At 45.9% G+C, this 25477-nt stretch carries 21 protein-coding genes; 14 read left to right on the top strand and 7 right to left on the bottom strand.

The features are described from left to right. Positions 1 to 34: 34 nt before the first annotated feature. The 8 genes from AC1DE7_RS11140 to AC1DE7_RS11105 all read left to right on the top strand — a co-directional run bounded on the left by AC1DE7_RS11140 (position 35) and on the right by AC1DE7_RS11105 (position 10282). Positions 35 to 904, top strand: coding sequence for a GDSL-type esterase/lipase family protein (locus tag AC1DE7_RS11140; protein WP_036672919.1), 870 nt, complete (start codon positions 35 to 37; stop codon positions 902 to 904). After that, positions 905 to 1870 carry an ABC transporter ATP-binding protein gene (locus tag AC1DE7_RS11135; protein ID WP_036613296.1) on the top strand — a complete coding sequence of 322 codons (966 nt, stop codon included), beginning with the start codon at positions 905 to 907 and terminating at the stop codon, positions 1868 to 1870. After that, complete coding sequence (locus AC1DE7_RS11130; protein WP_036613298.1) at positions 1863 to 2852, top strand: ABC transporter permease; 990 nt, start codon at positions 1863 to 1865, stop codon at positions 2850 to 2852. The genes AC1DE7_RS11135 and AC1DE7_RS11130 overlap by 8 nt, the downstream gene beginning before the upstream one ends. A 76-nt stretch (positions 2853 to 2928) precedes the next feature. After that, positions 2929 to 4908, top strand: a complete 1980-nt coding sequence (gene parE, locus AC1DE7_RS11125) for a DNA topoisomerase IV subunit B (protein ID WP_282320949.1) — start codon at positions 2929 to 2931, stop codon at positions 4906 to 4908. 12 nt (positions 4909 to 4920) lie between these two features. After that, positions 4921 to 7383 (top strand): DNA gyrase subunit A, encoded by a 2463-nt coding sequence (gene gyrA, locus AC1DE7_RS11120; protein ID WP_477534380.1) that lies wholly within the window; start codon positions 4921 to 4923, stop codon positions 7381 to 7383. A 228-nt stretch (positions 7384 to 7611) separates the two neighbouring features. Next, on the top strand, positions 7612 to 8052 hold the full coding sequence (locus AC1DE7_RS11115) for a MarR family winged helix-turn-helix transcriptional regulator (protein ID WP_315371381.1): 441 nt from the start codon (positions 7612 to 7614) through the stop codon (positions 8050 to 8052). Positions 8053 to 8327: 275 nt separating this feature from the next. Then, positions 8328 to 8774, top strand: a complete 447-nt coding sequence (locus AC1DE7_RS11110; RefSeq protein ID WP_036613308.1) for a MarR family winged helix-turn-helix transcriptional regulator — start codon at positions 8328 to 8330, stop codon at positions 8772 to 8774. After that, positions 8771 to 10282, top strand: a complete 1512-nt coding sequence (locus AC1DE7_RS11105; protein ID WP_282320950.1) for a DHA2 family efflux MFS transporter permease subunit — start codon at positions 8771 to 8773, stop codon at positions 10280 to 10282. The genes AC1DE7_RS11110 and AC1DE7_RS11105 overlap by 4 nt, the downstream gene beginning before the upstream one ends. A 106-nt stretch (positions 10283 to 10388) precedes the next feature. Here the strand turns inward: AC1DE7_RS11105 and AC1DE7_RS11100 are convergent, their stop codons facing one another. The 3 genes from AC1DE7_RS11100 to AC1DE7_RS11090 all read right to left on the bottom strand — a co-directional run bounded on the left by AC1DE7_RS11100 (position 10389) and on the right by AC1DE7_RS11090 (position 12523). Further along, positions 10389 to 10733 (bottom strand): MGMT family protein, encoded by a 345-nt coding sequence (locus tag AC1DE7_RS11100; RefSeq protein WP_036613313.1) that lies wholly within the window; start codon positions 10731 to 10733, stop codon positions 10389 to 10391. A 192-nt stretch (positions 10734 to 10925) separates the two neighbouring features. Further along, positions 10926 to 11657, bottom strand: a complete 732-nt coding sequence (locus AC1DE7_RS11095; protein ID WP_100527272.1) for an RluA family pseudouridine synthase — start codon at positions 11655 to 11657, stop codon at positions 10926 to 10928. A gap of 2 nt (positions 11658 to 11659) precedes the next feature. Continuing rightward, positions 11660 to 12523, bottom strand: a complete 864-nt coding sequence (locus AC1DE7_RS11090; protein WP_017687801.1) for a class I SAM-dependent methyltransferase — start codon at positions 12521 to 12523, stop codon at positions 11660 to 11662. 226 nt (positions 12524 to 12749) lie between these two features. Between AC1DE7_RS11090 and AC1DE7_RS11085 the strand changes: the two genes are divergently transcribed. The 3 genes from AC1DE7_RS11085 to AC1DE7_RS11075 are packed head-to-tail and all read left to right on the top strand — an operon-like array spanning position 12750 to position 14633. Next, complete coding sequence (locus AC1DE7_RS11085; RefSeq protein ID WP_017687802.1) at positions 12750 to 13202, top strand: flavodoxin; 453 nt, start codon at positions 12750 to 12752, stop codon at positions 13200 to 13202. Between the two features lie 5 nt (positions 13203 to 13207). Beyond that, positions 13208 to 14014, top strand: coding sequence for a hypothetical protein (locus AC1DE7_RS11080; protein WP_076250045.1), 807 nt, complete (start codon positions 13208 to 13210; stop codon positions 14012 to 14014). A 52-nt stretch (positions 14015 to 14066) separates the two neighbouring features. Continuing rightward, the gene (locus AC1DE7_RS11075; protein ID WP_100527275.1) at positions 14067 to 14633 is read left to right on the top strand and encodes a nitroreductase family protein; all 567 of its coding nucleotides are present in this window, start codon (positions 14067 to 14069) and stop codon (positions 14631 to 14633) included. Between the two features lie 21 nt (positions 14634 to 14654). Here the strand turns inward: AC1DE7_RS11075 and AC1DE7_RS11070 are convergent, their stop codons facing one another. Next, entirely contained in the window at positions 14655 to 16112 is a 1458-nt protein-coding gene (locus AC1DE7_RS11070; protein ID WP_477534379.1) for a 4-hydroxyphenylacetate 3-hydroxylase family protein, read from the bottom strand. A 202-nt stretch (positions 16113 to 16314) separates the two neighbouring features. Beyond that, complete coding sequence (locus tag AC1DE7_RS11065; RefSeq protein WP_074095586.1) at positions 16315 to 16467, bottom strand: DUF1540 domain-containing protein; 153 nt, start codon at positions 16465 to 16467, stop codon at positions 16315 to 16317. 343 nt (positions 16468 to 16810) lie between these two features. Here AC1DE7_RS11065 and AC1DE7_RS11060 point away from each other — a divergent pair, with 343 nt between their 5' ends. After that, positions 16811 to 17623, top strand: a complete 813-nt coding sequence (locus tag AC1DE7_RS11060) for an AAA family ATPase (RefSeq protein WP_405141426.1) — start codon at positions 16811 to 16813, stop codon at positions 17621 to 17623. Between the two features lie 96 nt (positions 17624 to 17719). Here the strand turns inward: AC1DE7_RS11060 and AC1DE7_RS11055 are convergent, their stop codons facing one another. Next, positions 17720 to 19186 (bottom strand): HAMP domain-containing sensor histidine kinase, encoded by a 1467-nt coding sequence (locus AC1DE7_RS11055; RefSeq protein ID WP_477534378.1) that lies wholly within the window; start codon positions 19184 to 19186, stop codon positions 17720 to 17722. After that, on the bottom strand, positions 19171 to 19857 hold the full coding sequence (locus AC1DE7_RS11050) for a response regulator transcription factor (protein ID WP_036672909.1): 687 nt from the start codon (positions 19855 to 19857) through the stop codon (positions 19171 to 19173). Before AC1DE7_RS11050 ends, AC1DE7_RS11055 begins: the two co-directional genes overlap by 16 nt. 192 nt (positions 19858 to 20049) lie before the next feature. Here AC1DE7_RS11050 and AC1DE7_RS11045 point away from each other — a divergent pair, with 192 nt between their 5' ends. Both AC1DE7_RS11045 and AC1DE7_RS11040 read left to right on the top strand, forming a co-directional pair. Next, positions 20050 to 20766, top strand: a complete 717-nt coding sequence (locus tag AC1DE7_RS11045) for a YceI family protein (RefSeq protein WP_477534377.1) — start codon at positions 20050 to 20052, stop codon at positions 20764 to 20766. Between the two features lie 257 nt (positions 20767 to 21023). Continuing rightward, positions 21024 to 25400, top strand: a complete 4377-nt coding sequence (locus AC1DE7_RS11040; protein ID WP_477534376.1) for a glycosyl hydrolase 53 family protein — start codon at positions 21024 to 21026, stop codon at positions 25398 to 25400. Positions 25401 to 25477: the final 77 nt, after the last annotated feature.

The raw sequence follows: 25477 nt of genomic DNA, 5'->3' as shown, positions 1-25477 counted from the left end.
ACCCGAACTGGTGTACATGAGTGGAGATGTGATGATGAAAAAGAAAAAAAGCCTGGATTCAGCACCCTGGATCTGGAGAACTGTCAGTACAGTATCCATCTTGGCAACTTTGTTGTTGTTATTTGGATTTGGTTACGCCATAAAAGACGTGATTTTCCCCGAGGGAGATTCCGCATTAACGACAGGCCAGGAGGCAACTGCTCCATCTAAGGATATCGAGGGGGAACCGGCTGTCGTGGAAGATGGCAAGATTCGGATGGCCGTCATCGGTGATTCTCTGGCAAGAGGCACGGGCGATGATGAAGGACTCGGTTTTGTGAGACGTGCAGGGAATCTGCTTAAAGATAAAGGATATGACGTTCAGGTTCTTAATAATCTGGGTGTAAACGGTTTGAGAACAGATGCTTTATTGGAAAAACTTGATGAGCAAGGCGTACGTTACGTCTTACAACAATCCAATTTTATCTTGCTCTCGATCGGCGCAAATGATTTGTTCCAGGGAGGACAAGTTCTACAGGGGGAAGATCCGCCAACAGCAGAGCAGCTGGCAGCGGCTTTGCCGGAAACGTCGAAGCGCCTTCAAGAGATATTGAAGAAAGTCAAAGAAATTAATCCCGATGCACAGATTGCGTACATAGGGTTGTACAATCCATTTGGCGATGTGAAGGAACTGGAGAAGCCGGGTAATGCAGTGGTGGCTGCATGGAACGATGCTGCACTGGCTATTTTGAACAATGAGGACAAGATGACACTGGTCCCTACATTCGATTTGTTTGAAAATCATCTGGGGGAGTATCTCTCGTCAGATCATTTCCATCCCAACGGACAAGGTTATGAGCAAATTGCAGTTCGGATTGCACAGGAATTCCAGGCAGATACACCGGCAGAAGGGAGCGGAAATTAAATGGCAGAGCAGCAGTATGATTCCGTCCTATCCGTACAGAATCTGAAAAAGCGGATCGGACGCAAATGGATCATTAAGGACGTTACATTTGACGTAAAACCTGGTGAAATCTTCGGATTTCTCGGTCCCAACGGTGCCGGCAAAACAACTACGATACGGATGCTGGTCGATCTGATCAAACCAACAGAAGGAAAAATTAAAGTCTGTGGTTATGATGTGAATCGGGACCCTGAGCGTGCTTTGAAGTATGTAGGCTCCATTGTTGAAAATCCGGAGGTATATACATATCTGACAGGGTGGGAGAACCTGGAGCATTTCGCTCGCATGCAACCAGGTGTGGACAATGAACGAATTCAGGAAGTTGTAGATATTGTGCGTCTGGATCAGCGGATTCACGATAAAGTCAGAACGTACTCATTGGGTATGCGTCAACGGCTCGGTATTGCACAAGCGCTGCTTGGGCGACCGCGTCTGCTTATTCTGGATGAACCGACAAATGGTCTTGATCCAAAAGGGATTAAGGAACTTCGTGTCTTTATTAAGCAACTTGCCAGCGAAGGTATGGCTGTATTTGTCAGCAGTCACTTGTTAAGTGAGATCCAGCTTCTCTGTGACAGAGTAGCCATTATCAGTGCTGGGCGTGTGCTTGCTGTTGGAGGTGTAAGCGAACTGATTGAAGATCATTCGAAGTTGGCTATATGGCATGTTTCACCACTGGAGCAAGGCAAAAAAATGTTGCAGGATGCAGGCATTGCTCTGGTAGGTCGACCTGCGGATGTGATGGATGATACCATTGTTGCGGGCCTTGGTCCCAACGCTGTGGTTGCCGAGATGCACGAAGATCGAATTCCTGATATGGTGCAACAGATGGTTCAAGCTGGTATACAGGTTGAAGGGGTACAGCGGATTCAGCCTACGCTTGAACAACTATTCTTAAAAATGACAGAAGGTGAATCCATTGAGTAATATCATGCCGCTGATCCGCAATGAAACGATTAAGATGGTGAAGAAAAAACGGCTTTATATTATATTTATTGTACTTGCGGTCCTCGTACCGATGTTTACGTATGCCCAGATGAAATCTGCGGAGAATAATCGCGACAAGTTTGGCGGCGATTGGCGTCTTGAACTGCAACAGGCCATCACAGACAATCAAAATTCGCTCGGTAGTGATCGGGTACCTGAAGAGTACAAAAAATATAGAACAGTATATATCCAGCAGATGCAGTATTATCTTGAGAATGACATCAATCCCAAAGAACCGGGTGGTGTCACCTTTACGCGGGAGTTCATGAACAACGCGGTTGGATTGTTTATTCCACTGTTAATCATGGCTATTGCTTCAGATCTTGTTTCTGGTGAACGTACGACAGGTACGATTAAAATGCTTTTAACGCGTCCGGTTAGACGCTGGAAAGTGCTTTTGAGTAAATTAATTACGCTGATTATGTTTGTTTCGATCATAGTGGTATCAGCCTACATTATATGTTATGTCATATCGGGTGCGGTCTTTGGTTATAAAGGCTTCAACATGCCAATCTTCACAGGATTCAAAGTTGTGGGAACAGATGTCGATATGTCGGCAGTGCATGCTGTAGACCAGTGGCTGTATATGCTCATGCAGGCAGGACTGATCTGGTTTGTGAGTGTAATTGTGGCTATGCTTGCATTTATGGTATCTGTGCTTGTGCGCAGTACTGCTGCAAGTATCGTTATCATGATGGCCGCTTTGATTGCAGGAACAATCTTGACCAGTATGGCAGCGTCCTGGCAGACCGCGAAGTATTTGTTCATGGTTAACCTCGAACTTCCGAATTATTTGTCTGGCGGGTTACCTCCAATCGAGGGTATGAATTTAGGTTTTTCCCTTATTGTGCTTAGTGTTTGGGGCATTGCTTCACTCATTGTGTCATTCCTTGTCTTTACGAAACGGGATATCTTGAATTAAAATGGACAAGGATAAGAAAACATCTGTTTGCATTTTAGGCATTTTTTTAGTTGCAAGTTAAGAAGGGGGAGCATGAATGGTCGAGCAAATCGATATGTCGGCAGGTTCGACAGGCGGAGGACAGGGGTCTTCAGGCTACGACGCGGACGACATTCAAGTACTTGAAGGGTTGGTAGCGGTACGGAAACGGCCGGGGATGTACATCGGCAGCACCAGCACTTCAGGTTTACATCATTTGGTATGGGAAATTGTCGACAACGCTGTCGACGAACATCTCGCCAAATTCTGCTCCAAAATCGATATCACGCTGCATAAGGACGGTTCTATTACGGTTCAGGATAACGGAAGGGGAATTCCGACAGGTATACATAAAACAGGGATTCCTACTCCCCAGGTCGTGTTTACGATTTTGCACGCAGGCGGAAAGTTCGGTGGATCAGGATACAAAAAATCAGGCGGTTTGCACGGTGTAGGTGCGTCAGTTACTAACGCATTGTCCGAGTGGCTTGAAGTCGAGATTTTCCGTGATGGCAAGATTCATCGTCAGCGATTCGAGTATTGGAAGGACAAAAAAGGGATTGAACATGTCGGTGAACCGGTCTCCGGTCTCGAAGTGTTGGGAAATACCAATCGGACAGGTACAAAAGTTACATTTAAACCGGATATTCGGGTGTTCCAGAGCGGTATTCAATTTAATTATGATACATTGGCAGAACGTCTTCAGGAGATTGCTTTTCTGAATTCGGGTCTGAGAATTGTGCTCAAGGATGAACGTTCGGGCAATCAGGATGAATACATGTATGAAGGTGGAGCAAGCCAGTTTGTTGCTTTTCTTAACGAAAATAAAGATGTGCTGCATGATGTTATTCACTTCTATGCGGAGAAGGATGACATTGAAGTCGAAGTGGCAATCCAGTATAACGCGGGTTATACCGAAACGCTGGCTTCGTTCGTGAACTCGATCTCTACTCGGGGTGGCGGTACACATGAGACCGGATTCAGGGCTGCGTATACTCGTGTAATGAATGACTACGCGCGGCGTACCAGCATGATTAAGGAAAAAGATAAAAACCTCGAAGGCAATGATTTGCGTGAAGGTATGATGGCCGTCATCAGTGTCAAGATGTCAGAGGTTGAGTTCGTAGGTCAGACCAAGGATCAGCTCGGCAGCGCTTCCGCTCGAAGTGCAGTGGATTCGGTCGTGTCCGAGAATATTCAACGGTTCCTGGAAGAAAACCCGCAGGTAGCGCAAACGTTAATTCGCAAAGCGGTCCAAGCCTCCAGAGCCAGAGAAGCAGCCCGCAAAGCACGTGATGATATGCGCACAGGCAAGAAACGTAGCGAAAGTTCCAACCTGAACGGCAAACTAACGCCGGCGCAATCAAAGGATTTTACCCGAAATGAGTTATTTATTGTCGAAGGGGATTCCGCAGGTGGTTCTGCCAAACAGGGACGTGACTCGAAGATTCAGGCTATTCTGCCGCTCAAGGGAAAACCGCTCAATCCAGAAAAATCAAAGCTGGCCGACATTCTCAAAAATGAAGAATACCGCGCCATTACAGCGGCGATCGGTGCGGGCATAGGAACCGAATTTGCAGTTGAAGACAGCAATTATTCCAAAATTATCATTATGACCGATGCGGATACGGACGGCGCACATATTCAGGTGCTGCTGTTGACCTTCTTTTATCGTTATATGAAGCCTTTAATTGATGCAGGCAAAGTATATATTGCTCAGCCGCCATTGTACAAACTTACTCGTAAGTCTGGTAAGCTTGCGACTGTTCGATATGCATGGACGGATGAAGAACTGGCGAATTATATGAAGGAATTCGGTAATAATGTTGAGCTTCAACGTTATAAAGGTCTTGGTGAGATGAATCCGGATCAACTGTGGGAGACAACAATGAATCCGGAAACTCGTGCGATGCTGAAGGTACAGATTGTTGATGCAGCAAAAGCAGAACGTCGTGTATCTACGCTCATGGGTGATAAGGTTGATCCGCGGAAACGCTGGATTGTAGAGAACGTCGACTTTACAGAGTACGAAGAATAGAAGGTGCTTGGAATGAGTCCATCAGAACAATTTATGCCGGCCTTTCTCGAAGAGGTCGTTGGGGACCGTTTCGGTCGCTACTCCAAATATATTATTCAGGATCGAGCCATTCCGGATGTCCGGGATGGGTTGAAGCCAGTACAACGGCGTATTCTATACGCCATGTACGATTCAGGTAATACGCCTGACAAGACTTACCGCAAGTCTGCCAAAACCGTTGGGGACGTAATGGGTAATTATCATCCACATGGTGACTCATCCATCTATGAGGGCATGGTGCGGATGGCTCAGCCATGGAAAATGGGCCATATGCTCGTGGACGGTCATGGTAACTGGGGATCACAGGATGATGACCCGGCAGCGGCGATGCGGTATACGGAGGCCCGTTTGTCGCCCATCGCGATGGAGATGCTTCGCGATATCGAGAAACGGACGGTTCTGTTTAAGGATAATTTTGATAATACGGCCAAAGAACCGGTTGTATTGCCATCCCGTTATCCGAACTTGCTGGTTAATGGTGTCAGCGGTATTTCCTCCGGATTTGCAACGGAGATTCCTCCACACAATTTACGTGAAGTCATTGATGCTTCGATCGCTGTGATGGAGAAACCGTCGATTGAGCTGGACGAAATCATGATGTTTATGAAGGGTCCTGACTTTCCAACAGGCGGATTGATTATGGGCGGTGACGGCATTCTGGATGCCTATCGCACAGGTAAGGGACGGATCTATATCCGGTCCAAAACCGAGATTGAAAACATGCGCGGTGGCAAACAGCAGATCGTCATTACCGAAATTCCTTATCAGGTCGTGAAATCTCGTCTGGTTACAGCGATGGAGAACATCCGACTGGAGAAGAAGGTTGAAGGTATTGCCGAAGTGCGTGATGAGAGCGGACGTGAAGGTCTGCGAATCGTGGTTGAGTTGAAAAAAGAAGCGGACGCACAAGGTATTTTGGCTTATTTACTGAAGAAAACCGACCTGCAGGTCACCTATAATTTCAATATGGTTGCGATTGTGAATAAAGCACCTCATCAATTAGGATTGAAATCGATTCTCGAGGCTTACATTGCCCATCAGCGGGAGGTTGTAACATTCCGTACCCGGTTTGAGCTGGAGAAGGCGCAAGACCGTGCGCATGTGCTCGAGGGCTTGGTAAAAGCACTTAACATCCTTGATGAGGTCATTGCGGCCATCAAAGCGTCGAAGAACCGTCAAGATGCCCAAAACAACCTGATGTGGATGTTTGGATTCACGGAACGCCAAGCGGATTCCATCCTTACGTTGCAATTGTACCGTTTGACGAATCTGGAGATCAATTCTCTGGAGAAGGAACTCGGTGAACTGATGAAAAAGATTGCACAATTACAATCCATTCTGGATAGTGACCGCAAGCTCATCGGAGTCATCCGCAAGGAATTGATGGAGATTCGTGAGAAATACGGCATAGACCGTCGTTCTGCGATCCAGGGTGAAGTGGAAGAACTTAAGGTTAATCTCGAAGTACTTGTGAATGCGGAAGATGTATTTGTTACGTTATCCAAAGAGGGATATGTGAAACGTACAGGCATGCAGTCCTTTACACGTTCTGGTGGTGAACGGAGCGGAAGTGGTGTAAAAGACGGCGATTATATCGCTCAGGTTCTGGAAGTAAATACGCTTGAGAACTTGCTTGTCTTTACGAGGAAAGGTCAGTATTTCCTGTTACCTGTTCACCAGGTACCTGAATTCAAGTGGAAAGATCCAGGCACAGCCATTGTGAATGTCATTCCCCTTGCGAAAGATGATCGTATTGCAAGTGTGCTTGCTGTGAAATCCTTTGAAGAGCCAAATCACAGTCTGGTCTTCGTTACGCGAAGAGGACAGGTGAAACGAACGGAGCTGAGGGATTACGTTACCAAGCGTTCCGGTGCAGTTGCGGCTTGTAAAGTGGGCAAGGACGATGAAGTGTTATCTGTACATTTAAGTACAGGTGGTCAAGATATTATGTTGATTACAAAAGAAGCCATGGCGATTCGTTTCCGAGAGGATGAGGTCAATCCAATGGGACGTGTATCCGGTGGTGTTCGTGGTATTCAGTTAAGAGATACAGATGAAGTTGTATCCGCTCTATGGGTAGAAGGAGATGAAGGTGAAGTTGCCGTGTTGTCCGATCTGGGATATGGTAAACGATCATTACTTCTGGATTACGCTATACAGAGCCGTGGAGGCAAGGGGCTTGCCACATTCGAGTTCAAAGAAGGCAAACGTGTGAAACCGAATGGTAGCCGTATTGTTGGGGCGTTTTATTGCAAAGAGCAACGTAAGATCACTGTAATGACCAAAGAAGGCCAAGTGTTCCCGATCTCTTCGGAAGGTGTTCCGATTACAGAGCGCAAACATATTGGCAAGCTGATCGTTCATGTGGACAAACAGGACGAGATCGTTGAACTTCTAAGGGACTTCAATGAGAATCAACCAGCATCATCTTCATAAAAACAAACAAACGAGACTTTTCGCAGAACAGCTAATCCTGTCATGCGAGGAGTCTTTTTTTGTTGTTCAAAGGCGGATTAGAAGAGGGCATTCATGCGAAGTTTAACAACCTTCGTCGATTACGGTCGATCGCTAGGAAATTGAAAAAAGGCAGCAGGAATGCGGCTTTGGAGCGCGAAAACTTAAGCAGGTGAAGTGATAACCGGTTGCAGAGAGGAGCGATGGAAGATGTATAATTCCGATTTTGCCAAGTGCTGGTCCAGGTTGACCAAAGATTATAAATTGCATATGGATCAAGAGCTGGCACCCTCATTAACGGAGGCTCAGCTGGCTGTTCTGGAGGTACTTGAAGACCATCAGAAGATGAAACCTTCGGATCTGATTCCTTATCTGTCAACTACGCCAGCTGCTGTAACCATGCTGCTCGATCGAATGGAGAAGAATGATCTGATTCGCAGGAATCGGGATAATCAGGATCGACGCATTGTGTGGGTATCTCTATCAGAGAAAGGAAGAATGGAGACAGCGCGGGGAATCACCATCCGTAATGAATTCATGAACTCTGTTCTCAGTAACATTTCGATGCACAATCAACAATTGCTGGTATATCTGTTAGGCAAAATGACAACACCCAAGACCAAAGAGCCTGCCTTATCTACTTCGGTATGATACCATGCTGATTCTTATGAATAACCATAGGAGTGCCTGCTCGTTTCATGCAGGAGCCCTATGGTTATTTTATTTACAAATTACATATGCTACACACTGTGTCCAGGTTAGTTGAGTAAAGGCATGGATGTAACACAGTTAGTATGTCCTAATATTATTTTTGTAAATTCATATGTAAAGAGTTGACTATGTAAATATTTTTGTTATAATAAATAATTGTTCCCCTGATATTTCGTGTACGAAATATTATATTCCAAAAGTAAAAGGGTGAAACAATGACTGATACGTATGAAGTATTCTATATTATTAATTCGTTCCGCCAAGTGAATCAAATGCTTTTTCGAGCATTTTGGAATGAAAACAAGGAGATCGAGCTGACTTCGATCCAGTTTATGGTGTTATCCATCCTGAGGGAGCGTCCTTCCATTGGCATCAACGAAGTGGCTGAGCTATGCCATATGGGCAGCAGTTCCATGAGCGCTGTTGTGGAGCGGCTCGTCAAAGGCGAGTATATCGTTCGGACACGTTCGGATGCTGACCGCCGATCCGTTAAGCTTCAGATTACGGATAAAGGGGAACAGGCCCAACAGGAAACGCACCATTTGTGGATGGAAAGAGTGTCACCCATTCTGGATATATCGAAGGAAGACCTTGAGCACCTACTTAGAATTCATAGTCAAATGATTGAAAAGTTAGAAGGAAGAGAGATGAACAACATATGAGTACGACTACTGCTGCAGCTCCATCCTCAGCGATGGACAACATCAAGAAAGGCCCTATTGTAGCGGCATTGTTAATTGGTGCCTTTGTGGCATTCCTGAACCAAACCCTGATGAACGTTGCGCTTCCTAAAATCATGGATGACCTCGGCATCGGGCCAAACAAAGCCCAATGGTTAACTACGGGTTATATGCTTGTGAACGGTGTGCTGATTCCAATTACGGCATATCTGATTGCCAAATTTTCAACGCGTCAAATTTTCATTACAGCCATGACTCTATTTACCATAGGTACATTAGTCTGTGGTCTTAGTCCAACCTTCACCATTCTGATGGTAGGTCGTGTTATTCAAGCGGCAGGTGCAGGTATCCTGATGCCTCTGATGACCGTTGTATTCCTGACCATCTTCCCAATTGAGAAACGCGGTCAGGCCATGGGAACCATGGGGATTGCGATGATTCTGGCTCCTGCGATTGGGCCTACACTTTCAGGTTATGTGGTTGAGCATTATTCCTGGAGATTGTTGTTCTACATCATCTTGCCATTCTCTATTATTGCAACGGCAATTGGTATTGCTTTTGTCAAAAACGTAACACGTCAGTCCAGACCTAAACTGGATTATCCAGGCGTTATTTTATCTACACTTGGTTTTGGTAGTTTGCTCTACGGATTCAGTGATGCGGGTACCGATGGATGGGGCAGTACAATTGTCATTGGATGTCTCGTCGTAGGTGCGATATCCCTGATTCTGTTCGTTATTCGTCAACTGACAACAGATCATCCGCTCCTTGAGTTCCGTATTTTCAAGTACAACATGTATACATTAACAACGATTATCAACATGCTCGTGACAATGGCGATGTTTGCAGGTATGATCCTGCTCCCTATTTTCCTGCAAAACATTCGTGGATTCTCACCAATTGAATCAGGACTTCTGATGATGCCCGGTGCGATATTGATGGGGATTATGTCTCCAATTACAGGTCGCATATTTGATAAAGTGGGCGCACGCTGGCTTTCGGTTGCAGGTCTTGCGATTACGGCAATTACAACTTTTGGACTGAGTCGTCTGGCAATCGATACTACCTACGGCTACATGATGTTTATCTACACGGCTCGTATGTTCGGTATGTCGATGCTGATGATGCCTATCCAGACAGCAGGTCTGAATCAATTGCCTCAACGTCTGAACGCGCATGGTACAGCGATGTCCAATACATTGCGTACAGTTGCCGGTGCGATCGGTACAGCCATTCTGGTTACTATCATGAGTAGTAAGCTCAAAACACATCTGGCGGATGCAGTGGCTGCTGGCCAAGTTGACCCTAATAATAAGACAGCGATGTTAGCAGCTACAGCAGATGCAACGATTTACGGTGTTAACTATGCATTCATCGTGGCTACTGGAATGACCGTGGTTGCTTTGATCATGGCGTTCTTTATTCGGAAAACAAAACCAGCTGTTGAGCCTGTTACTGTAGAACAGGAAAAAGCAACGGCTACAGCATAACGAATATCAGATAAAACCAAAAAGAGAACTCTAGCAGTCGATGGGGTAACCCTAACTGCCTGAGTTCTCTTTTTTTGGTGTGCGCGATAGGAGGAGAGTACTTTTATTATTCGGGCTGGATCGTTGGATCGATAAGAAATACAGGATCGGGCTCATGACCGAACTGTTTGAGATTAATGGTTCCGTTTAGTTGAAACTCCACACCTTCGCTAATCAGTTCTGTTTCCTGCATCATGCGCGAGTGTTCGTCCGGTATGGAGATTTCTCCTTTTGCATTGACGACACGGTGCCAGGGCAGACGTTCCTTGCGGCTCATCGAGTGCAGAATACGTACGACTTGTCTCGCGGCTCTTGGACTTCCGGCATGTGCTGCAATCTGACCGTAAGTCATCACTTTACCTTCGGGAATCGCCGCGATGATCGCAACGACTTGTTTGGTAAACGGGGTCATCATGATGTCTCCTCTCTGTATTTTAGGTATATAGCTGAAAATATGAAAAAACGTGTCGTTCAGATACAGAATCTGAACGACACGTTGTATGGACAGATGTAACCTGATCCTGTGCACTTATAGAGGTTGTTCGATAATACCGCTTCTGATCCCATCGTATCGGTACTGAAAACCAGTCTTTTGAACACGTACTTATTGAGGTTGTCCAAAAGCTTTTTGGTACACGGCAGCGGGCCATTCTGCCCAGGGGAATTCTCTTGCAGGCAAAGATTGCAGAATAACTTCTTCCTTAGTAACTGGATGAGGAAAAGCAGCAATCGCCGACCATAGAGCAATCTGTTGCCCGGGTTTATTTACGCTTGCGCCGTACTTCTGATCCCCGTACAGAGGACAGCCGATTTCTTTCATTTGCACCCGAATCTGATGAGATCTGCCGGTGTGCAGTTCGATATGGACGAGGCTGTAACGGTCTGTCTCGCCGATAACACGGTAATCCAGAACGGCATCCTTACCGCCAGCCGTACCTTTAGGTACAACAGTAACGGTATTTGTACGTGCATCTTTCAGGAGCGTGTGTTTTAACGTTCCCTGCTGTGCAGGTAACTTGCCATGTACAACAGCCGCATATATTTTACGGAAATGACGTCCCCGCACAGTCTCGGACAATCTCGAAGCTGCTTTAGAAGTCTTGGCAAAAATCATTGCCCCTCCAACAGGACGATCAAGTCGGTGTACTAACCCGAGATAAACATTGCCAGGTTTGTTGTATCGTTCTTTCAGATCCTGCTTCAGCAATGTAAGCAAATCCGGATCACCTGATGAATCTTCCTGGGTAGGTACATTGACCGGCTTCGTAATGCCTAACAGATGGTTGTCTTCGAACAGAATCGGAATCGCATCGTGGTCATGCCGATGTTCTGACATGATTAAGACTCCCAACGGCCCAGAATACCACAAGGCAGATCAAGACCACTACGTGTGATCGGCAGACCAATTTCACCTGCAGTAATGTCACCACCGTACTGAGCAGACATCGTCATGGTCAACATGTTGCGCAGAACCGTAGAGGAAATGCCCGTAGTGTAGGAGTTAACCAGCATGAATAATGGATTATCCGACAAGATCGTCATACACGACTTCAGGAAAGGATATAGGTTCTCTTCCAGTTTCCATGTCTCTCCATTAGGGCCACGGCCATATGAAGGAGGGTCCATAATAATGGCGTCGTAACGATTTCCGCGACGTTGTTCCCGTTGTACAAATTTGAATACATCATCTGTAATAAAACGAACAGGGCGATCAGCCAGTCCGGATAATTGAACATTTTCCTTGGCCCATTGAACCATGCCTTTAGCTGCATCCACATGCACAACAGATGCGCCTGCATAAGCAGCAGCTACCGTTGCTCCGCCTGTATAGGCAAACAGGTTCAAGACAGAAATAGGGCGTCCTGCATTGGAGATTTTATCCATCATCCAGCTCCAGTTGGCGGCTTGTTCAGGGAACAGACCAGTGTGCTTAAAGCTGGTAGGTTTAATGTGGAATTTCAGGTTTTCGTATCCGATCGTCCAACGCTCGGGAATGGGCTTTTTCATATCCCAGTTACCGCCACCGGAAGAGCTGCGATGATAGTGACCATGCACCTGACGCCATTCATTGGTTTCTTGCTCAAGGGGCCAGATAATCTGTGGATCGGGTCTGCGTAAAATCACATCTCCCCAACGCTCCAGTTTCTCGCCGCCTCCTGTATCGATTACTTCATAGTCCTTCCAATTCTTAGCTACGTACATAATGATTTATCCATCCTTCAAAAGTCATTTGGATACTATTGTACAACAAAAAAGGGCTTGGACGCCAGTTGGGGGACGGGAGTGCACCATATACTGAAAAACAAAGATAACCAAAAATTTAATTTGACAATGATAATCATTATCACATATGATTTTGTTAATCAAAAATTCATTCTTTCTTCATAGAGAGAATATAACATGATCAAATAAAGTGAGGGAAAAATAGATGGCTAAATTGTTAGTGGCTTATGCGAGCATGACAGGAAATACAGAAGAAATTGCAGAACTGATTGTGGAAGGAATTACACAGGGAGGCCACGAGGCAGACCTGAAATCCGTAACGGATTGTAATGCATCTGATGTATTGGACTATGACGGATTCATGATCGGTGTGTACACCTGGGGAGACGGGGAGTTGCCAGATGAATTCCTTGATTTCTATGAGGAGCTGGATGAGCTTGACCTGAGTGGTAAGAGAGCTGCGGTGTTTGGTAGTGGTGACACCTCGTATGAGCAGTTCTGCGGTGCAGTTGATCTTGCGGCTGCCAAGCTGCAAGAGCGTGGGGCGGAGGTATCTCCAGAGATGTTGAAAATTGAATACAGTCCGCTTGAGCAGGAGAAAGAAACATGCCGTGACTTTGGCAAACGCTTCGCTGCTGCCGGATTACAGGTATCCTAAAGATCATGTTAAGACATAATGTTCAGGCAGCGATGCCAGTCGGAAGGAATGACCTTCCTGGACGTCTGCTTGAAGATTACAGATTGGAAGAAATGCTGCGCAGCCCACACCGATTCATCCGCCCTGAACCAGTGTCTGAGCAGCGTCTTCCACTGCAATGGAGGCACCGTGTACAATATGCGGTGAGCCATGCGGTCAATGCTTTTTACAGTCTCGACCCCGATGTTCGCAAAGAGGTACCCGTACAGTATTTACTTGAGAAGTGGTGGCCCAGAAAGACGGATGGTTTCGAATCTGTTCTCCATTACTGGGATGTGAAGAACAAGATTACGGATGAATTGTCACTCGCCATTGCAATGAACGATGATTTAAAGCATCCAGCCATTCTTTTTGAACAGTGGAGAACGGAGTTACCTTCATTATCCATGCATTTATCGATGATATTTCAGGCGGCCTGGCAACCCGAAGGCTGGGATTCGCTGCTTATTCAGAAATATATGGTTGTCCATGATCCAAACGTAGTTGAGGCGTTTCAGCATATGGTCAGTGCATTCTGCTGGGAAGCCTTCGGAAAATTACCGGGTATGATCGAGATATACTGTTTGTTGGAAGGACGCAAAATAAGGTACATCCCTGGACGCCAGTCTCTGATACGTTCCATGGACTACATTCGCTTGATACGTGACAGCATGCCGCAAGCAGAAGTGGTGGAGTCAGAACAGTTTACGACGCGTGATAAAGCGCGCATACACGAAGAGGTAGATCGCTGGAGAACGGAAGCTATTGAACCGAAGAAAACATGGTTGATGTGAAGACAGTTGAAGGATAACAATATATCATGCAGATAGAGGAGGGAAAGTTGCCATGTCTACCGGTCTAGGTCAAGATATAAGCAGCGGCAAGAGACGTGCAGGAACTTGCGAATTCAGTCCGTTGCCAGTACCCCAATCGGTTATACGAAAGTTGCTTGATGAAGCAGATCCTTCATTATATGTAATGAGTTCAGAACCCTGGAGGTTTATGTTGTTTGCAGGCGAAGGACGACAGCTTTATCTGGAAGCGGTCAGACAGAGCTATCCACCCCATCTGGCTGATCGCTACGGCGATTGGGCTACATATCAATACACGGAAGCAATCCCTACCCATCTGGTTGTCGTGGCGCCTAAAAATGCCCGTGAGGATGATCTTCTGCCTGCCAAAGCCTGGAGCAAACGCTTTAGTATTCTGGCTGCGGAACAGGGATTGAATGCGGTCTGGAAGATCAATGATTATCAACAACATCCTGTGTTTATGAATTTGATGGGTTTGACAAGTGAAGAGAAGGTGCTGGGGGTATTCCATATCGGTTACGGAGACCAGCCTGCATTGCGGGATATGGATGCAAGCAGACCAGCCTCTGAACTGATGACGGTATATGACCATTTGGTCTAAAAAAATGATTCATTAGTTCTCTTATTTGCTGGTGTTGAATAGAAAATCACGAACGAGCTGACGATTCGTCTGATCTTTGTTGTAGACGGAGAACAACCGATTGGATACGGTAAGGACATTGCCAAAAAAGAATCGTTCGAATTGGGTCTGTCTGCCCCCGAATGAACCAGATCCAAGCTCCCAGATCAGGCGGAACAGAGCGTTGCGTTCGTGAGAAGCCATATCGTTCCCTTTCAGATATATATTCAGTGAAGGAGCGATATCGGATTGAAACTCTTCTTCCTGAGGGATCATAATCACCCCGCTCGAACCCAAGAGTTGCAGAATTTCAATCATCTCAGGATAAAGTTTCGGAAAGAGGAGATTGGCTGCCATCAAAGGTTTGGGTGCAGGTAATACAAATCCTCTTCCGTCTGGTATTGCACCTGCCTCCGCGGCCAAGGCCAATGCTTTTAACGATTCAAGACCTGCGAACACACGTGCAGATTTCTCTATAACATGTGCTTCCGTATTCAGATCCAGCGTATCCGTGAGAAGCTGGATTGTACCGAGAACAAATTCCGTCTTGGCAATATAACGACACAATACCTGATGACCTGCGTGAATATGAAAGTTACTACCACTGAAGAGACGCGAGGACATTTCCTCACTTCCTGCAAAAAATATTCGTTCATGCGGAACGAGCACCCGGTCAAAGATGACGATATTGTCCATTTCTTCATATCTGGAGCTCAGGGGATAGTTGGTGTGAGATTCGGCTGCGTAGGTGTCCCTGCATACCAGACTGATTCCTGGAAGATCATTGGGGACAGCAAAAGAGAATGCAAATGGATTTTCGTCATCAAATGGGGCGGGTGAAGGTGACGGATAGACAAATATCTCATCCGAAGTGGCAGCTTGTGTAGCCATCATGAATGCACCGCTAATAATGAGACCTTCCTCGGTGCGATCCACGACCTTTGCGGCAATAGCATCTTCAGTAGCATCCAATTGCCCTGAGATTTTGCTGGCATATGGCTGAATGAAGGCATGGGATAACGTGATATCATGATCACGGCAGTACGCATAATAATTTTTGAGATTTTCTGCATATTGGGGAGATAGTTCGTTCAGGAGATCGGCACCTGTGTAAAAGGACATTATGGCTGTATTCATGTAATCGGGTGAGCGACCAAGAAAGCCATGATGCACATTTGCCCAGATATTCATCCCTTCGCGTCGTTTGCGGAGGTCGTCGGCACTGGTTGGAGGCAGGAAGGATATGCCCACAGGTTTGCCGTCTGCCGGGGAGGCATACGTCATCGTTTCTGCAAATTTAGGATCAGATTGCAGATCATACATGTACATCTGAGTCTCCATTAAACCAGCAAATGCTACATGTTCAGAGCGTTTTCCAGTAATAAGGTTACCTTTGTACCAGCAAGGGACGGACTGTGCATCAATTCGTTCGCGATACTGTGTGCCACTTTTAACAGGCATTGTTATTCACCTCTTGGTTCTAATCGTTCATGGGCATACTGACTTCTTACGTAGTGTACGTAGGTCATCTGTCCAATGTGCATTGAAGAGGTGAGAAGGATTTTTACAGAATAGGGCTTGATAATAATTATCATTCTTGTTACAATAGACAAAGAAAAAAGGAACCGGTAAGGGCTCCTTTAAGTGGATCAATTGAAATTACTTATTTTACTTCAAAAGTCTTGCAGTCTGTTTCAGCAGACTGACTTGCTTCTTTGGAACTGTGACTCACAATGTAGATCGAAGAAGCGTTACATTTGTTCTCTTGAGCCCAGTGACGACAGGAATTAACTTCACACAATACGTCTTTTGCCATGATTGTTAACCTCACTTTAATTGGATTACAGTCGTTGGTATAAAGAATCCGGATATAACAAGTTGCCGCTTGTTAATTTGGAAAATTTTTGCTCTCGTGAAATTCGGAGGGCTTTTTTGCGTTATACACAACGATGCACACTTAGAATAGCAAATTTTATTGAAGCTTGCAACCAAATGCCCCCATCTGTGGCAAAATAGTGGACGTGCTGTGGTTATATTTGCAAAAAGGCAGTAGTATGTTATTATTTAATAGTAATAATTACGATTAAAAGTCTAATTGATTCTATATAAATTGAACTAAACATTTACACGAAACCATAAATGAAGGAGCATGTGTATACATGAGCAAAATAAACCATATGAACCGGATTCCCCGCGCGAAAGGGATCGATATGGCTGCTTTTTACACGCCGAAAGAGTGTAGACGCAAAGCCCAGCATATTGTATTTTCCGCTGAAAATGAACGCATCATTAATGAATTTGTCACCATTCTGGGCATGAAAGAGAAGTTCAGAGAGCATGATGTATCAATCCCCAACAAAATGGTCATGTTCGGGCCTCCCGGTACGGGAAAAACATTAACGGCATCACATCTGGCGGAGCGCCTTGATCTGCCATTGGTTCTTGTGAGATTAGATGCGATCATTCATAGCCATCTTGGTGAGACGGGGAGTAACGTACGTAAGTTATTCGAATATGCACGAATGAATCCCTGTGTGTTATTTCTGGATGAATTTGATGCCATAGGCCGGACACGTGAGAGCAATGATGAAGTGAAAGAGATGGCTCGTGTCGTCAATACGTTGTTGCAATGTCTGGACGAATTCAATGGGGACAGTATTCTGGTGGCTGCGACGAATCTGGAAACCCAGCTGGATCACGCCATCTGGCGGCGGTTTGATACGAAGATGACCTACGGTATGCCTGATGATTCGAGTCGCAAATTGTATATCAGCAAATTGGTAGGGGCATTTGAACAGGAGACTCGGCTGGAAGATTACATATGTGAACGCTTGACTGGGTGCAGTTATGCGGATATAGAGCAGATCGTTCTGAAAGCAAAGCGGAAAGCAATCATTGCCAGTAGTGCACTTCATAAGCAACTGATCTCGGATGCTTACGATGAATACAGACCACGTGTATTAGAGTGTTGATTGCTTCCGTTCTGGATAAAGCAACAAAGAACAACGTTGAACTAGCCCAGTCTCCTGAATGGAGTTCTGGGCTAATTGTCATGTTAGCGAGGTGCATTATACTTTAACGGCTGCTCCGTATGCTTTTTCTGTATTCATGGCTTCTTGTGTTGCAGTCCAGCGTGGCAGGCTTAATCTGAACATGCTGCCTTCCGGGCTGCTGGAGACAAGTGCCAGTTCACCGCCCTGTTCCTGAGCGAGTAGGCGGCTATATGTTAATCCTAGACCCAGGCCGCGGTTACGACGTTTTTTGAGTTCTCCACGATAGAACCGTTCGAAGATTTTGGGTTGTTCTTCGGCTGCGATGCCTGTGCCGTGGTCCTTAACATCAACGTAAAGCATCTGTTCTTCTGTACTTAGATAAATATCGAAGACAGCCTTCTGTTCAGGAGCTGTGGCATGAAGTGCGTTATTAAGCAAATTGACAATGATCTGCTGAATGCGGAGAGCATCCCCCATGGTAAAAAAGTTAATTGGAGGTGCGTGCAGCTGAACCTCTGGCATTTTGTCTTCATACGCAATCTTCCACTGATAGATGATCTCACCGACCAACAGTTTCAGATCCGTCCGTTCCTTGCGAACGGCAACACTTCCTGCAGCCATGGCGTTATAGTCAAGCAAATCTGCGACCATTCGCTCCATGCGTTCAGATTCCTTCAAAGCGATATCCAAAAATTCTTTACCTTCCTGTGGACTCACAACATCGTCACGTACTGCCATAACGAGCCCCTTGATGGAAGTTACCGGTGTCTTGAGTTCATGACTTACCCCTGCCAGCGAAAGTGTACGCCATTCTTCAAGTTGTTGGAGACGAGTGGCCATATCGCGAAATGAATTTACAAGTTCATTGATCTCACGTTCTCGTGTATTCAAGTCAAGACTCACATCATAATTGCCACCTCGAATCTGTTCAGCGGCATAGGCGACCTGACGAATCGGTCTGGATAACTTTTTGGACAGGAGATAGATTGTAAACCATCCACAGAGGATTAGTCCTCCGAGGATTAGAGCCACGAGCCATATCGTCTCTGGACCAAATGTAATGGATTGTTTGGACTGCATGACCCACACTTTGCCCAAGGTTTGATCGCCCTCGGATATGTTGACCGTTACACCTGCATATTTGTTGTTTCGCGGTTCAAGATAGTCGTCTGACAGTCGATAATGCACATCTTTTTGCTCCATTTTAGGCTGGGAAAAGATCAATTGATTGTTATTGTCCAAGATCATGACACAAAAATAATTATCTGTGTTGAATAGTTTCTCTCGCTTGGTTACCAGTCTGTCCAGATCGGGTGGAACTCGAAGCATATTATTCTCACTGGTCACTCGATCGGCAATCTCCAGACCAAGCAGTTCTGCGGTTTTGAGGCTTTTCTCAATGGAAGTTGTTCGAATCCAGTAGAGTGCCCCTGCCGCAATAATCGTGAAACCAATGCACAAAATGAGAAAATATCGCAGTGTCCAGTGTGACAGAATGGATATCGTTCGTTTGGGTTTCTTCTGTTTCAGTTGGCGATCCAAAATTGATACCCCATTCCTCGCAACGTCCGAATTTCTCCCGTCTCTGGCGACCAGTGGGAGAGGGCTTGACGTAGTCGTTTAATCGATAGATCCACAGCACGATCACTGCCATCATAGTCCATCCCCCATACCTGTTCAATAAGATGATCTCTGGTAAATGTACGATTCGGATAATCGGACAGGAAGAACAGTAACGACAGGTCACGAGGTGTGAGTGCAACCTCTGCACCGTTCAGCAGCACCTGCTTGGCAGCAAGATCAATGACGAGATTTCCAAAGGAACGCTTCTCTTTGCCACCTGAGGTCCAATGTGGATTACGGCGCAACACCGCATTAACTCTGGCGACCACTTCTTCCGGTACAAAAGGTTTGCTCATATAATCGTCAGCACCGGCATTTAGTCCGTTGAGACGGTCTGAAATGTCATCCAGTGCAGTTAGCATGATCACGGGACAAGCACTTTTTTCACGAATAATCCGCAGCAGATCCCATCCGTCCATTCCTGGCAGCATCACATCAAGTAATACAAGGGAAGGCGTTACGGTATCAAAAAGGGTAAGTGCAGTCGGTCCATCTGCTGCATGATGAACTTCAAATTCTGCTTTTCTCAGATAAGCAGCCAATACTCGTGCAATAGCTTGCTCATCCTCGACGATAAGTATGGATTTCAAAAAAAGCGTTCTCCTTTCGCTTTGTAAACTTGTACTGATTTTACATGAGCCAGAGCGTAAAGCCAATCCTGTATTACGGATTTCAAAAAAATATGTGACTTGTCTTATCTTGACTTCTTCCTGACACATTCAATTGATATGATTCACTCCAAGAAGCAACCTAAACAATCATGTACTGGAGGAAACATAGAGATGAACAAGAAAGCAAAAGCATGGCTTATTACAGGTGTAGCGGCGGTTGCCGTAATCGGTGGCGGTGGTTACTATATCACAAACAGTTACTTGGGGAACAACGTGGAGATTGAGCAGGTGCTTCCTGCGAGCACAGCGACTTCCACCACAGCTGTAGATAGCACAGGAACGGTTGTAGCCAATGAAACTGCTGGAGCAGAGCAACTGAACGGAGACTGGAGCATCAGCGAAGGTTCCAAAGTATACTTCTCCGTAACCACATCACAGGAGACCGTTAACTTTGTGGACGAGAAGGTAACAGGCAATTGGACAATTAATGTAGATGATGCTGCTCAGATGAAGGCAGAAGGACAGATCGAGATGGACGGAATTGATTCCGGGAATGGACAGCGTGATGGTCACGTGAAGCAAGCCGATTTCTTCGACGTTGCTACATATCCACAAGCTACATTTACAGCGACTTCATTTGAAGGGGTACCTGCGGAATGGCCTGTCGGTCAAACGGTTGATATCAAAATGAATGGTACCATTACGGTTAAAGGTATTGAAAAAGAAGTAACCTTTGACGCAAAAGCTGCTTATGAGAATAATGCAGTATTGTTGTCGGCAACATCGATGGTAACGTTCGAAGATTTCGGAATGGAAAATCCGCACTCCGTTGTGCTCTCGACTGAAAATGATATCCAGATACAACTTGAATTGAAACTTTCTAGATAAGTGTAACAATGATCATATACCTGAAAATCTGTTCTGTTCTGCCTTACGGTAGACGGACAGATTTTTTTGTTTTTCTTACAAAATAGTGTGATTAATATAACTCAAATGTAACTGTCACAGGATCATATTGTTAAAATAACTGCTGTTTCCTTTGGAAAATGCCGTGTTACCCATCACTATTAAGCGCTTACAATGAGGAGGAATCATAACATTCATTGATCCATGCACAATCAAACACAAAAAGGGGGAGATCAAGAGTGAACAAAAGGTACATAAGCGGGTGTCTGGTATTACTAATGCTGTTCTGTGATCTGGGGTTGATGGTTCGTCCAGCAGCTGCAGAAGATGAAAAAGTGAACGTGGCACTTAACAAGGCGGTTTCGGTAAGCACAGAATATTTGGAGCATTGGAGCAAAAAGGAGCACTTGGTTGATGGTAAAAGTGACACGCATTGGGCTGCTAAGGCTGGAGTGACAACGGAACAACCACAGTGGGTGATGATTGATCTGGGTGAAGACTACAATCTGTCCGGAGCGGAGATAACGTGGAGAGAAAACACGGTTGTGAAATATATGGTAGAAACATCTGCTGATCAGCAGGCATGGACCAACGTTGCTGATCAAAATGAAAATGCCGATCCCAAACAGATCGCTGATCTGACGTTTCAGCAGAATGATGTGCGATACATCAGATTGAACATATCTTTTTACAAGGGTGAGGGTGTCTGGCCGGAAATATTGGAGTTCAAAGTGTGGGGAGAAGCAGAAGGAACTGAACCAGCCAATATTAAAGGATATGATGAGATCGAAGTGAGAACGGTGACCAGAAGTGCGCCAATTCTGCCCAACGAGGTAAAGGCACAGTTTCAGAATGAAAAATCGGGAATGGTACCTGTGACTTGGGATTATATCGACCCTATGCAATACGCCTCTGCAGGCGAATTTACGGTAACAGGAGTTGTATATGGTGCGCCTCCAGAACCTCAGCTTAAAGCTAAAGTGATCGTTGAGGGATATCGTGCAGACTATGTTAGAGGTGTTGATATTTCCACGTTGACTGCCATTGAGGACAAAGGCGGCAAATACGTGGACAGCAACGGTACAGAGCGTGATTTGCTCGATATTCTCAAGGATCGCGGTGTCAATTATGTGCGTCTTCGTCTGTGGAATGATCCACAGAAATCAGGGGGATACAACGACAAGGACGATGTCATTCGTTTGGCCGAGCGGGTGAAGAAAAAAGGTATGAAGATCCTGTTGGATTTCCACTACTCGGATGAGTGGGCGCACCCGGGCCAGCAGCTTCTTCCCAAAGCTTGGGAAGGTCTTTCGCCCGAAGAGCTGAAGCAGGCCGTATACAACTATACGTATGAAGTTGTGCGAGAAATGAAAGCTAAGGGCGCCATGCCTGATATGGTGCAGATCGGTAATGAGATCAACAGTGGTGTTCTGAACGGTTTGAGCAGCGACGTGGATTTCGAGCAAAATGTTGCATTGCTGAAAAGCGGAATTGATGCTGTACGTGCAGTAGAAGGAGAGATCACCGATAACGCGGATAAGGTGAAGATTATGATCCATCTGGCTGAAGGTGGCAAGGTGGATACGTTCAAATGGTACTTTAAAGAGTTAAGTGCTGGCGGACTGGAATATGACATTATCGGACTGTCGTATTACCCGTTCTGGCATGGGACGTTTGCGGATGTACAGAAAACGATGAATGAAGTGTCAGTCGAGTTTGGCAAAGATGTCATTATCGCTGAAACGTCCTATCCGTTTTCCTACAAAAACGGGGACGCTCATGGAAATATCATCGGATCGGACGAAGCGCTTCATGTTGGGGGAGCAGACTTCCCTGCAACCGTTCAAGGTCAATATGATGCCATCGCCGGCATTATGGACATGATTGCGAACGTGCCAGGAAATCATGGCGCAGGTTTCTTCTACTGGGAGCCAGCGTGGATTCCGGCGGGGGTAGGCTGGATTGCATCTGAAGGGAATGCATGGGAGAACCAAGCGATGTTTGACTACGATGAATTTCCGGCCAACGGCGGGCATTCTTATGAAGGCAGAGCGTTATGGTCCCTTGATGTGTACAAACGTGGATTGGGTATTCTGCCCGCAGACCGCCAGCAACTGGATGCGGCACTTACACGAGCCAAATCATTGGTACAGAATGATTTTACTCTGGATAGCTGGGTGACTCTGGCTCCGGCAATCTCGGCAGCGAATGATGTATACCAACAGGCATACACGCCGGGCGGGGTGAATCAAGCAGATACAGATGCAGCGACAACAGCATTGGAACGTGTGATGCAGCAGATGCAGGTTATCACCCCGCAGCTTGACGAGCTCAGAGCTAAAATAGCGGAAGCGCGTACGTATCAGCAGGCTGACTGGTCTGCGGCCACTTGGGCGGTATTGACCAAAGCGCTGGAAGGCGCTGATCAGATCTTGAATGATCCAAGAGCAACACAGACGGATGCGAATACAGCGGTTAAACGTTTGCATGATGCCATTCAAGGTCTATCCAATGTGGACAAAACACAACTGCACCAGTACATTCAACAAATGCAACAGCAGACTAAATCTTCCTATACACGCCGGAGCTGGTCTGTATTGGAACAGTCTTTGCAGGCAGCGATTCAGGTCCGAGATAACAATGCTGTTGTCCAGTCTGAGGTGAATTCAGCACTGAGTACGTTGAAACAAGCCTTTACTAATCTAGTCTCTCTGGAGGCTTTAACAACGGGCAAAACGGCAACGGCTTCAAGTAGTGCAGGGACAGGAGGCAATCAAGCCAACTCTCCTGAAGGTGCAATTGACAACAATCCGAACACTTCATGGGGAACAGACCAGAGGAAGGATAGCTGGTGGCAAGTGGATTTGGGTCAGGTTGCTAACCTCCGTAAAATCGAAATGTCGATGTGGAGTGGCGGCATCAAATATACGATCGAAGTGTCCAACGATAACAAAAATTTTGTGAAAGTAGTGGACACCACAAGTGATGTTGTTGTATCGACCGCACCTAGCCATGTACTTCCAGAAGGCACGGAGGGACGTTACATTCGGGTAACGATTAAAACAGGTCCCACATGGGTAGGATTCATGGAATTTGAAGCATACGGTACGTTCCCAGCGGACAAATCTGCACTGCAAACTACTGTAGATACCGCTGAGAAATTAAAACAAACCGAATACACGACATCAAGCTGGAATGTATTCAGTAAGGCACTTTCTGAAGCGAAGGCATTCATTCTGGATGTTGAATCTTCAACGCAAGATGTAAGCAATGCGGATCGTGCTTTACAAGATGCTGTGAGTAAGCTTGTACGTCAAGATGTAACACCTGGCCCTGGCCAGCCATCCCAACCAAGTGTACCATCCCAACCTTCCAACCCGGGAACAGCTCCTTCAACGGGGAATCCGGCTGTAACACCACCGGTTGAACCTGGTAATCCGCCAGTTAAGGGTCTAATAACGGTAAAAGGAACAGCAACCGGGAATGACAAGTATTCTATTCGTCCGGATGCAACTCAATTAACTCAGGCACTGCAATCCATGGATGCAGGAAATCGTACGTTGAAACTGCTTGCAGATGTGCCTGACACAGCCAAGACAGTCACATTCCAGTTAGCTGCAAGTCAACTGGCAGCATGGATTCGTTCCGAGGAAGTGAAATCTCTGGATGTAGTCGTTGGAAAGACTATCGTTCGTGTTCCTCTAAAATCACTCCCGCTAACCATTGCGGAGACTGCTGGAACGTTCGACATCGTAGTAGCAAAAGGATCGACAGATACATTGTCCACATCGCAAAAAGAAACGATCGGTAATCATGCAATTGTTGATGTGAATTTGTTAATGAACAATAAGCCATTCCAATGGACAAACAGAGCAGTTGAAGTTGCTCTATCCAATGTGGAGCAACCTAAGAAAAATGATGTAGTTATGATTGTACATTCCATATCTCCAAGTGGAGAAATGAAACCTGTTACGTATTCCAAGTACGATGACAAGACGAAGTCGATGGCGTTCAAACCGCTGGAATCCGGCAGTTATGTCATTGCAGAAGTTGAAGTGCCATTACATGATTTGCAAAATCACAATTGGGCAATCCAAGAGGTACAGAAACTCTACGGTAAAGGGATTATTTCGGGGATGAGCGCAACTCGTTTTGCCCCGCAAGGTGAACTGACCAGAGCACAATTTTTGCAAATGATTATTAAAGGTATTGGTGATGCACGCCAGCCGGATCCATCTATTTCAGTCCCAACGGATGTGAAGGAAGGGCAGTGGTATGCCGATTCAGTACGACTTGGAATGGAAATGGAAATAATTCAAGGCCGAGCAGATGGAAGCTTTGGAGCGAATGAACGCATTTCACGAGAAGAAATGGCCGTTATGCTGAACAGAACACTGAAGGTTGTGCAGCGTGAGGGTGCGACCAATTCTGTACAAGGAAATATGGTGTTTGTAGACAACGCCGAGATCGCAGCATACGCCAAAGAAGCTGTAGCCTCAATGCAACAACTTGGGCTGCTAAATGGCATGCCTGATGGCACGTTTGCTCCGAAAGAAACAGCGAACCGTGCACAGGGTGCTGTTGCAGTCGCCAGAATGATGGAACAACTGTATTAGAGATAGTTCAAAAAGCGCGCTTTTGATTATGAAGGATGATGCTTGGTGGCATTATCAACACTCATGAATAGAAAATA

The sequence above is a fragment of the Paenibacillus sp. 10L310 genome, assembly GCF_056395745.1.
Note: the sequence above shows the minus strand (reverse complement) of the source record. Positions and strands in the feature narration are given on the sequence as shown.